At 31.2% G+C, this 10,977-nt stretch carries 8 protein-coding genes; 6 read left to right on the top strand and 2 right to left on the bottom strand.

Annotation, left to right across the window (positions count from 1 at the left end; translation table 11 throughout):
- Nucleotides 1-68 precede the first annotated feature (68 nt).
- The 6 genes from M9Q43_RS09390 (at nucleotide 69) to M9Q43_RS09415 (ending at nucleotide 8,297) form a co-directional block, all read left to right on the top strand.
- Nucleotides 69-662, top strand: coding sequence for an acyl carrier protein phosphodiesterase (locus tag M9Q43_RS09390; RefSeq protein WP_262318673.1), 594 nt, complete (start codon nucleotides 69-71; stop codon nucleotides 660-662).
- A gap of 49 nt (nucleotides 663-711) precedes the next feature.
- Nucleotides 712-2,529: a chloride channel protein gene (locus M9Q43_RS09395; RefSeq protein WP_262318674.1), complete on the top strand. Its 1,818-nt coding sequence runs from the start codon at nucleotides 712-714 to the stop codon at nucleotides 2,527-2,529.
- Between the two features lie 184 nt (nucleotides 2,530-2,713).
- The gene (locus M9Q43_RS09400; RefSeq protein WP_262318675.1) at nucleotides 2,714-3,676 is read left to right on the top strand and encodes a Fic family protein; all 963 of its coding nucleotides are present in this window, start codon (nucleotides 2,714-2,716) and stop codon (nucleotides 3,674-3,676) included.
- 82 nt (nucleotides 3,677-3,758) lie between these two features.
- The gene (gene uvrA, locus M9Q43_RS09405) at nucleotides 3,759-6,593 is read left to right on the top strand and encodes an excinuclease ABC subunit UvrA (RefSeq protein WP_262318676.1); all 2,835 of its coding nucleotides are present in this window, start codon (nucleotides 3,759-3,761) and stop codon (nucleotides 6,591-6,593) included.
- A 25-nt stretch (nucleotides 6,594-6,618) separates the two neighbouring features.
- Nucleotides 6,619-7,293: an alpha/beta hydrolase-fold protein gene (locus tag M9Q43_RS09410; RefSeq protein ID WP_262318677.1), complete on the top strand. Its 675-nt coding sequence runs from the start codon at nucleotides 6,619-6,621 to the stop codon at nucleotides 7,291-7,293.
- A 278-nt stretch (nucleotides 7,294-7,571) separates the two neighbouring features.
- Nucleotides 7,572-8,297, top strand: coding sequence for an LOG family protein (locus M9Q43_RS09415; protein ID WP_262318678.1), 726 nt, complete (start codon nucleotides 7,572-7,574; stop codon nucleotides 8,295-8,297).
- Between the two features lie 40 nt (nucleotides 8,298-8,337).
- On the opposite strand, the gene M9Q43_RS09420 is transcribed toward M9Q43_RS09415, so the two are convergent.
- The gene (locus M9Q43_RS09420; RefSeq protein WP_262318679.1) at nucleotides 8,338-8,643 is read right to left on the bottom strand and encodes a hypothetical protein; all 306 of its coding nucleotides are present in this window, start codon (nucleotides 8,641-8,643) and stop codon (nucleotides 8,338-8,340) included.
- Between the two features lie 268 nt (nucleotides 8,644-8,911).
- Nucleotides 8,912-10,897, bottom strand: coding sequence for an endonuclease (locus M9Q43_RS09425; RefSeq protein ID WP_262318680.1), 1,986 nt, complete (start codon nucleotides 10,895-10,897; stop codon nucleotides 8,912-8,914).
- Nucleotides 10,898-10,977: the final 80 nt, after the last annotated feature.

The raw sequence follows: 10,977 nt of genomic DNA on the forward strand, positions 1-10,977 counted from the left end.
ATGTAGTTCGCAAAGACGCAAAGACGCGAAGATTTTTTTATATATTTACAAAAAGAACTTAGAAAAACATGAACTATCTCGCACATATTTACTTATCAGGAACTAACGATTTGCTAAAAATCGGGAATTTCATGGCAGATAGTATCAAAGGGCATGATTATGAAAAGTTCGATTCCGAAATTAAAAAAGGAATTTTATTGCACCGCCACATTGATAGTTTTACCGATATGCATCCTATTTACAGGCAAAGTAAACATCGTTTGCACGAAAAATACGGACATTATTCTGGTGTGATTATGGATATTTTATATGATCATTTTTTAGCAAAAAATTGGAGCAAGTATTCAAATGAAAAATTAGAAGATTATGCCAACGATTTCTACAAATTATTACAAAACAATTACGATATTTTAACTGAAAGAATAAAAGGAATGATGCCGTATATGATTGCAAGAAATTGGTTTGTAAGTTATGCTTCGATTGCAGGTTTGGAAATGATACTTTTTCAGATGGATTACAAAACAAAGCACAGAGCCAATATGCAAGAGGCGATTGTGGAATTACAAGATTTTTATACCGAATTTGAATCGGAATTTTTTCAGTTTTTTGAAGAATTAATAATTTCGTGCCAACAGAAAATTACTGAATTAAATAAGCTATAGTTTTTAACTTCTGATTTTAAAACTTAATTTCGCATTTAAATCATAGATAATGCCAAGAAAAAAAACGTTTTCTTTTAAAAACTTAATTCATAAGAATTTTAGACGTTTAGAACAGTTTATTTTTCTTTTGAAATCATTACTTACACCACGACAATTTATTTATTTATCGTGTGTTTTAGTAGGGATTTCTTCGGCTTTGGCGGTAATTATTCTGAAAACTTTTGCGCATTGGGTTTTTAAATCATCTCAAAAATTAGATGACATCTTACACCTTCCATTTAGTAATAGTACTTTACCCATCATCGGAATTATCATCACAGTAATCATCATTAAAAAAGTATTAGATGGTTCTATAGAAAAAGGAACTTCGCAAATTATGTATGCCGTAGCCAAAAAGCGAGGTATCATGCCCAGAAAACAGATGTTTGCCCAAATTATTACGAGTTCGTTTACCGTTGGTATGGGCGGAAGTGCAGGTTTAGAATCACCAATTACCATTACAGGAGCTGCTTTTGGAAGTAATTATGCACAAAATTATAGACTAAGTTATAAAGATAGAACACTTTTATTAGCATGTGGAGTTGCCGCCGGAATTGGAGCTGCTTTCAACGCACCAATTGCAGGTGTTCTATTTGCTATCGAAGTAGTTTTAGCCGAAATTAGCATTACAGCATTTATTCCAATTATGATTAGCGCTGCTACTGGAGCATTAATTTCTACAATCGTTTTGAACGACACTATTTTATTTTCATTTAAAAAAGTACAGTTTTTCGATTTTCACAATCTACCTTATTATATTTTATTAGGTGTTTTAAGCGGATTTGTTTCGATAAATTACGCCAGAACATTTCGAAAAATCGAACATTTTTTTGCAAGATTAAGGTTCAATTATATCAATAAAGCGTTATTTGGAGCGGGAATTTTAGGAATTTTAATTTTCTTTTTTCCATCACTTTTTGGAGAAGGATATGAAAGCATCAAACTTTTAGCCGATAATCAATCCGCAAAATTAGTGCAAAATACAGTCTTTGAACGCTTCCAAGATTCATCATGGATTTTGTTGATTTTTGTTAGTTTAACGATGTTGATTAAAGTGTATGCAACCAGTTTAACATTAGGAGCTGGTGGAAATGGGGGTAATTTTGCACCATCGCTATTTGTGGGTTCTTATTTAGGATTTTCTGTGGCTACATTTTTTAATTTAATTGGATTTACAAAACTTCCTGTTGGGAATTTTACTTTAGTTGGTATGGCTGGAATACTAAGCGGATTATTTCATGCACCCTTAACAGCAATTTTCTTAATTGCAGAAATTACAGGTGGTTACAACTTGATGGTTCCTTTAATGATTGTTTCATCAGTTAGTTTTGCCATTTCTAAACGTTTTGAGCCCTATTCATTTGACATTAAAAATTTAGCGGATAAAGGGGAAGTTTTTACAGATAATCGCGATACCAATATTCTAAATTCTATTGATGTTTCAAAGTTAATTCAAACTGATTTTAAAGCTATTTCTTTGAGCAATAGTTTAGAGGAATTGGTACAGAAAATTCAAGAATCTGATGAACATATTTTTCCTGTTTTAGACGAAAAAAACAAACTACTTGGAATTATTCATTTGGATGAAATTCGACCAATTGTTTTCTCTCAATTCAAAGTAAAATATACCGCTGTAGAAGAAATCATGCAACAACCAAAAGAAATTATCTTTTATGATGAAACACTTGAAACCATCATGGATAAATTTGATGCTTCTGAATGTAAAGTTTTACCAGTGCTAAAAAATGGAATTTTTCTTGGTTTTATACACAAACAATTAATTTTAGAAAAATACAGGCATCGCTTGAAATCGATGATTATTGAATAGTTTAATTTTAAGAACAATTTCAAAAATCAACTTCAATTTTTTTGAACACAGATTTAAGATATTTGATAAATTTTAAAAATATAATATCTGAAATGTAATTTCTAATATCAAAAATTTTAATATCGGATAAAATATTTTTTTATTCAAAACGATATCAATATCTTTGTGGTTTAAATGGAAAATTATGTGGAATATTGATTTATCATATCGAGAAGAATTTCAATCAACATTTGATAGATTGTATGATAAACTGGGTGTGCTCAATCAAAATAGACCACTTCCGTATTCTGCTATTTCAAAAATTAAAGAATCACTTTCCATCGAATGGACTTATAATTCTAACAGTATTGAAGGCAATACACTTTCACTACGAGAAACACAAATGGTGCTTCAAGATGGAATTACTGTTAAAGGAAAATCATTGCGAGAACATTTTGAAGCAAAAAATCATGAGCATGCGATTAATTATTTATATCAAATTATAAATGATGATTATGTATTACGAAGTATTGATATTTTATCGCTTCATGGTTTGGTGTTGCGTACTATTGAAGATGATTTTGCAGGAAGAATTAGAAATGCAGGTGTTCGAATAACCGGTGCTAATTTTGTTCCACCAAATGCTAATAAAGTTTCTGATTTGTTAGATGAATTAATTCAATTTGTAAACGAAAATCCTTTACAATTGAATGATATTGAGTTGGCTACTATTTTTCATCACAAACTAGTTTGGATACATCCTTTTTTTGATGGAAATGGAAGAACCGTTCGTTTAGCCATGAATTTATTGCTCATGCGAAGAGGTTTTCCGCCCGCCATCATCTTAAAAAACGATAGAAAAAAATATTACGACGCTTTAAATCAAGCAAATAATGGTAATTATCAGAAGTTAACGTTGTTAATGTGTCAGGCTTTGGAAAGAACCGTTAATATTTATCTAACTTCAATTCCAAGCGATAACGATGAAGATTATCAATCTATTGCTGATATAGTTAGTGAGCCAAATACTCCATACAGCCAAGAATACGTAAGTTTATTGGCGCGCCAAGGAAAAATTGATGCTTATAAAGAAGGTAGAAATTGGGTAACCACTAAAAAAGCAATTAACGATTATATCAATAACAGACAAAGAAAGCGTTTACTATAGCGCTTTCTTTTTTTATTTTCTTCACAATTGTCTGTTATAAAAATCGGTTTGAAATCAGTATCTTTGCGTTTTGCCAAAAATTATGCAACACACTACAGAAGAAACTATCGAAATTATTGGTGCTAGAGCCCATAATCTTAAAAATATTGACGTATCCATTCCGCGTGAAAAACTAGTGGTTATTACTGGTTTATCAGGTTCCGGAAAATCGTCATTAGCTTTTGATACCATTTATGCCGAGGGTCAACGAAGATACATCGAAACCTTTTCAGCCTATGCTCGTCAATTTCTTGGCGGATTAGAGCGTCCAGATGTAGATAAAATCGACGGACTTTCACCTGTGATTGCGATTGAGCAAAAAACCACAAGTAAATCACCTCGTTCAACTGTTGGAACTATTACAGAAATTTACGATTTCTTACGTTTGTTGTATGCAAGAGGAGCTGATGCTTTCAGTTTTAATACGGGCGAAAAAATGGTTTCGTATTCAGATGACCAAATAAAACAGTTGATTTTAGAGGATTTTAATGGAAAACGCATCAATATTTTAGCGCCAGTTGTTCGTTCACGTAAAGGACATTATCGCGAATTATTTGAGCAAATTGCGAAACAAGGTTTCTTGAAAGTTCGTGTGAATGGTCAGATTCGTGATTTAGAGTTTGGTATGAAAGTCGATCGTTATAAAACACATGACATCGAAATTGTTATTGATAGAATGGCAATTGATACCGAAGAAGATACCGACAAGCGTTTATCGGAAAGTATCAAAACCGCTATGTATCATGGTGATGACGTAATGATGGTGATTGAACAGGAAAGTCAAGAAGTGCGCTTTTACAGCCGTAATTTGATGTGTCCAACTTCTGGAATTTCGTATCCAAATCCAGAACCGAATAATTTTTCATTCAATTCTCCAAAAGGAGCATGTCCATGTTGTAACGGATTAGGAACTGTGAATGAAATCAATCTTCAAAAAATTATTCCAAATCCGAAATCATCGATTAAAAATGGTGGTTTTGCACCTTTGGGCGAATATAAAAGTTCTTGGATTTTCAAGCAATTGGAAATTATCGCACAGAAATACGATTTCAAAATAACCGATGCTATCGAAACCATTCCGCAAGAAGCGATGGATATGATTTTGTACGGAGGAAACGAAAAATTCTCTGTCGTATCAAAGGTTATGGGAATTACCAAAGACTATAAAATCGATTTCGAAGGAATTTCAAATTTTATCAAAAATCAATTTGATAATTCCGATTCAGCAAGTATCAAACGCTGGGCAAAAGAATTTATGGACGAAAATGATTGTCCAGAATGTGAAGGAACACGTTTGAGAAAAGAATCTTTATATTTCAAATTAAACGGGAAAAACATCGGTGAATTAGTCCAAATGGATGTTGCTGAATTATCCGAATGGTTTGCCGATTTAGATAATCATTTATCTGAAAAACAAAAAGTTATCGCAGTTGAAGTTGTAAAAGAAATTACAGCAAGATTGCAATTTTTGTTAGATGTTGGGTTGAATTATTTATCACTAAACCGAAGTTCAAAATCGCTTTCTGGTGGCGAAGCTCAACGCATTCGATTGGCAACACAAATTGGTTCGCAATTGGTTGGTGTTTTGTATATTTTGGACGAACCAAGTATTGGTTTGCACCAAAGAGATAACGAACGCTTAATTAAATCGTTAGAAAGTTTACGTGACATCGGAAATTCGGTAATTGTAGTAGAACACGACAAAGATATGATTGAACGTGCCGATTATGTGATTGATATTGGTCCAAAAGCAGGTCGTTTTGGTGGACAAATCATCAGTAAAGGAACACCGAAAGAATTATTACAAGAAGATACGATTACCGCACAATATTTAAACGGTAAAATGAAGATTGAAGTGCCAAAAACTCGACGAGAAGGCAACGGTAAATCCATCAAATTATCAGGTGCTACAGGAAATAATTTAAAGAATGTTTCGATTGAAATTCCTTTAGGAAAATTAGTTTGTGTAACGGGTGTTTCAGGAAGTGGAAAATCGACATTGATTAACGAAACCTTGTATCCGATATTAAACGCACATTTTTTCAATGCAGTTAAGAAACCACAGCCTTACAAGAAAATTGAAGGTTTAGAACATATTGATAAAGTTATCGACATCGACCAAAGTCCGATTGGAAGAACACCACGTTCTAATCCAGCGACTTACACCGATGTGTTTTCAGAAATAAGAAGTTTATACACACAAACGCCTGAAGCGATGATTCGTGGTTATAAGCCAGGAAGATTCAGTTTTAATGTTAAAGGCGGGCGTTGTGAAACTTGCGAAGGTTCTGGTGTGAGAACCATCGAAATGAGCTTTTTGCCAGATGTGTATGTAGAATGCGAAACCTGTATGGGAAAACGTTTCAACAGAGAAACATTGGAAATTCGATACAAAGGAAAATCGATTTCTGATGTGTTAAACATGACAGTAGATGAAGCAGTAGAATTCTTTGAAAATATTCCGAAAATCTATCGAAAAGTAAAAACCATTCAAGATGTTGGATTGGGTTATATCACATTAGGTCAACAAAGTACAACGCTTTCAGGTGGTGAAGCACAACGCATCAAATTAGTAACGGAACTTTCAAAAAAAGATACAGGTAACACCTTTTACATTTTAGATGAACCCACAACAGGATTACATTTTGAAGACATTCGAGTATTAATGGATGTAATTAATGTGTTGGTTGACAAAGGAAATACCGTTTTAATTATCGAGCATAATTTAGATGTTGTAAAACTAGCCGATTATGTAATTGACATTGGTTACGAAGGTGGAAAAGGTGGAGGAGAAGTGGTTGCAAAAGGAACTCCAGAAGAAATTATAAAAAATAAAAAAAGCTACACAGCACAGTTTTTGAAAAAAGAATTACTTTAGTTATCATTTTGAAATCAATTTAATAATGAATAAAAATATCATTTTACTATTTGTTTTTTTTAGCCTATTCATTTCTTGTCAAACTTCAAAAAATGTTACTTTAAATGAATCAAAATATTACACTGATTCTATTTATAGTAATTCTTTAGCTGAATATAGAAAGCACAACATATATTTACCAAAAGGATTCAATTCAAAAAACAATTATCCAATCGTTTATGCAACTGATGGTTTTGAAATAAAAGGAAAAAATTTTATTAAAAAGCCTTTAGATTCGTTAATTAATAACAATATAATAAATCCAATTATTTATATTGAAAGTCATTCAAATAATAAAATTGCAGATAGTACAAGTACAACTTTAGGCGATGGTACAAAAGTAAAACTTCAATTTAGAAACTTTGAATATGTTGATAATGATTCCAATACACAAGATTTGAAGCATTTGTCAAATAGGTTTAAAAACCATATGTCCTATTTTGAGAATGAATTAATTTCTTATATAGAAAAAATACTTAATCAAAAAAACACAAAAGAAAATAGATATTTTTATGGTGTTTCAAATGGTGCTGGCTTTGGAATGAGTTTATTGAATAAACATCCCGAATTAATTGGAACATATTTATGCTTTTCAACTTTTGGTGGAGATATACAAACTAATACTTGGAAAAAAGACTTCATTATCCAAATTTATACTTGATATATGGAATTCAAGAGCCTTTTTTCTTAAAAAGCGATGCAGATTTTATAAAAATAGTCTATCAAGATTCCAATTCTTTTGCAGAAATTAGATCATTCGATGGTGGGCATGATTATCGAATTTGGAATGAGGAATTAATAAAATTATTGACAAAATTATTTTCAACAAACAAATAATAAATTAGTATCTTAGCAACCTAATTACTACACACAACAACACTGCTAAAACTTTATTATTAACTCTAATAATTTGTTTTTCAACAAATAAATAAAATTATTATGGCAGCAGATCAATACGAAAACGACGATCACAGAATTCAAGAAAAATTCAAGCAAAAAACTTGGAACGAAATACGATCAAACGATTCTTGGGCAATTTTTAAAATTATGTCTGAGTTTGTAAATGGTTATGAATCAATGGGAAGAATAGGGCCTTGTGTATCTATTTTTGGTTCGGCAAGAACAAAACCAGATGATAAAAACTATTTATTAGCCGAAAAAATTGCATTCAAAATCAGTAAAGCGGGTTATGGTGTAATTACGGGTGGTGGACCTGGAATCATGGAAGCAGGAAACAAAGGAGCGCATTATGGTGGCGGAATTTCGGTAGGTTTAAATATCGAATTGCCTTTTGAGCAACACTTTAATCCGTATATAGATAAAGATAAAAACTTAAACTTTGATTACTTCTTCGTAAGAAAAGTAATGTTTGTAAAATATTCACAAGGTTTTGTGGTTATGCCAGGAGGTTTTGGAACATTAGACGAATTATTCGAAGCAGTAACGTTGATTCAAACTAAGAAAATTGGAAAATTCCCTATTATTTTAGTCGGAACCGAATTTTGGTCAGGTTTATTAGATTGGATTAAAACTGTGATGATTGACAAAATGAAAAATGCCAATCCAGAAGACATGAACTTAATTAAAGTAGTAGATACAGAAGATGAGGTATTAGAAGCATTAGATAACTTCTACAAAAAATACAATTTATCACCAAACTTCTAAAAATTAAAAAGGTCAGATTAAATAATCTGACCTTTTTAATTTATTTATCGTTTCCTTTTCCTTTATTTCCTTTTCCACGATTATCATTTCCTTTACCTTTTCTTCCATTATTATCATCTTTAAATTTTTGTTTAGATTTATAATTTGAAGGATTTTTTTGTTTCTTTTTATATTTTATCTTGTGATCTTTATTATAATATTGTGGGTAACTTCCATAATAATCTAACTGAATCTGAGTACTTTTCCCTAGATTAATTCCAACAAAAATTGAAGGCACTCTTGTACTTATACTCCATTTTTCGTTAGAAAAATAAATATAATTACTTTTTTGAATGTCGTAATACATATTTTGATTAGGAAAATAAATATGTCTTGTTTTGGCTCTATACCCGTGAGCTGGTGCCTATGGCGGTGGTCCTTGTGAAAATACATCAGCTGGTATTACCAACATAAATACTAAAATCAATGCTGCAATAATCGTAGCAGTTTTCTTTTGAATCGTTTTCATTGTACTTAATTTTAATAGTTATTTATAATGTAAAACAATAATACTGCCAAAGGTAATTTTAGCATATAATTTAACTTGTTTTAACACTTTTAGTAATTAAAAACTATTACTTAACAATAATTTTCTTTGTTGTAGATTGAAATCCGTTAGTTACTTTAACCAAATACATTCCAGCATTCAAATCTAGATTTATTTGAACATTGTTTTCAAAATTTTGAATTTGAACTAATTGACCTGTTATAGTGTAAATTTCTACTTTCGAACTTCCTTCTAAACCTGAAACTATCAAATATTCCGTTGCTGGATTTGGATAGACTACTACTCTATTTTCAATAGGATTTTGTGTAGATAACGTTGAAGACCATGGTTGACCAAAATTAGCTCCAAAAATATAATCCGCTAAATTAGGATAATCTATAAAAGGATTACGATTCATTTGCCAAGTATATATGTAATTATTTCGGTTCATTTCAAAATCGTCTCTTGGATCTGTTGTGTTCCAAGTTAGTAAAGATGCTAAATCACCAATGTTACCAGAAGAAATAGTTGTACTTGGTAAATATTCATTTGGATCTCCATTAACTACGTTTAAGCCATCAAATCGAACCGCCATATAAAATAACGCTCTTGCAACATCACCTCTCCATGAACCTTGAGTTCCAAAAGGACCAGCATAAACAGTTGAAGAATTTACGTTACCGTAATTTTTATTATTTCTTGAAGAATTTTCTTGACCATTTTCTGCTCGAATATGATGTGCGTCTGATACTCCATCTATTGTATTAGAAGCACTTGTTGGAAGCCAAATATTTATTCCATCAGCATAATCTCCATCAGCTACTTCAAAACCACCTCGTGATTGAGGAAAAATATGCTCTCTGTTCCATTTTCCAACAATACTACTTGTATTTTGCTGATCTAATTTTGACATTGGAACTTCAAGATACATATCCCATATTTGATTTGAATTTAGAGGGTTTTGATCTGCAGTTCTTATAATTTCCCAAATATCTGCATAACTATGTAAACGTACATTTGAGCTTGCAATAATATTTTGTAATTCTTGTTTTAAAGTATTACCTGATAGCCCTTCCAAAGAATCATAATATCCAGTTGGAATAGTTGGAGTTACTAATCCATAAGTTGGATTTAAGGGTGTGCCATAAGATTGTACTATATAATCATTATCATAAATTCTTAAAATTAAGTTATCATTGTTGATTACATAACCAGTTGGAACAGCTTGAATGTCAATTAACAATTCCTCATCACCTTCATCGGTAATATCATCAAATAATGTACAAGTATTTGATGCAGTTGATTGTCCTACGGGAATTAAAACTGTTAAATTAGTACTTGTGTAATCGTTAACCATAAAATTTCCATTCACTATAGTAAAATTAAACAGTAAATCTGAACCTGCTACTGGTTGACTTGTTGTGAAAACAAAATCAAAAATTTCACCTTCATTATAACTTGTTTGTGAAGTAGATACAGTAATATAGTTTAGGACTATTCCACTTCCATCATTAGGCATTCCAGGAGTTGGTGTTTTTACTTCATAAGTACCATCATTTTTGCGTTGTATTGATTGAGTTATTCCTAAGCTATTTACATTTTCATTGGTTGATATTGTGAGACCTAATGCACTCATTAAATTTGTAGCTAATGAAGAATTAGTTGCGTAAGCAATCGCATTTACTAAATTAGTTGAAGTTACTAAAGTTCCATCTGGAAAATCTGTAGCATTTGCTTGATAAAGTGCTATAACATCTGGACCATTTTGAATTTTACCATTTGGAAAAACAAGTGTTGGTGCTGGAGAAACCGCTGTATTTCCTGATAAAAAAATTCCATTAATATCAGTTGAATAACCGTCTAAATCAATCGAATAATAGCTTAATGAATTTGTTTCATTGAACAAAACAAGAACATATCCATCTAAAGAAAAGTTTGGAGTGTCTGATTTTAATTCAATTATTTCTTCAACATCTGAACCAGACATATCAACATCAATTTCATTAATTACAACTTGTGCCGATGAAATAAAACCAAAAAACAAAAATAATGTACTTAATATTTTTAAGGGCATAATAATTTTTTATCAAATATACCCAATTTATTAGGAAAGTAAAATAATTTTAAGTTATTATTGCGTAAATATTAACCTAT

This window comes from Flavobacterium odoriferum, assembly GCF_025499515.1.
GTDB classification, from domain to species: domain Bacteria; phylum Bacteroidota; class Bacteroidia; order Flavobacteriales; family Flavobacteriaceae; genus Flavobacterium; species Flavobacterium odoriferum.

Excerpts from the sequence above, each read along its gene's own strand:
- M9Q43_RS09390 (WP_262318673.1), top strand. The coding sequence starts at position 69 with ATGAACTATCTCGCACATATTTACTTATCAGGAACTAACGATTTGCTA.
- M9Q43_RS09395 (WP_262318674.1), top strand. The coding sequence starts at position 712 with ATGCCAAGAAAAAAAACGTTTTCTTTTAAAAACTTAATTCATAAGAAT.
- M9Q43_RS09400 (WP_262318675.1), top strand. The coding sequence starts at position 2,714 with ATGTGGAATATTGATTTATCATATCGAGAAGAATTTCAATCAACATTT.
- uvrA (WP_262318676.1), top strand. The coding sequence starts at position 3,759 with ATGCAACACACTACAGAAGAAACTATCGAAATTATTGGTGCTAGAGCC.
- M9Q43_RS09410 (WP_262318677.1), top strand. The coding sequence starts at position 6,619 with ATGAATAAAAATATCATTTTACTATTTGTTTTTTTTAGCCTATTCATT.
- M9Q43_RS09415 (WP_262318678.1), top strand. The coding sequence starts at position 7,572 with ATGGCAGCAGATCAATACGAAAACGACGATCACAGAATTCAAGAAAAA.
- M9Q43_RS09420 (WP_262318679.1), bottom strand. The coding sequence starts at position 8,643 with ATGTATTACGACATTCAAAAAAGTAATTATATTTATTTTTCTAACGAA.
- M9Q43_RS09425 (WP_262318680.1), bottom strand. The coding sequence starts at position 10,897 with ATGCCCTTAAAAATATTAAGTACATTATTTTTGTTTTTTGGTTTTATT.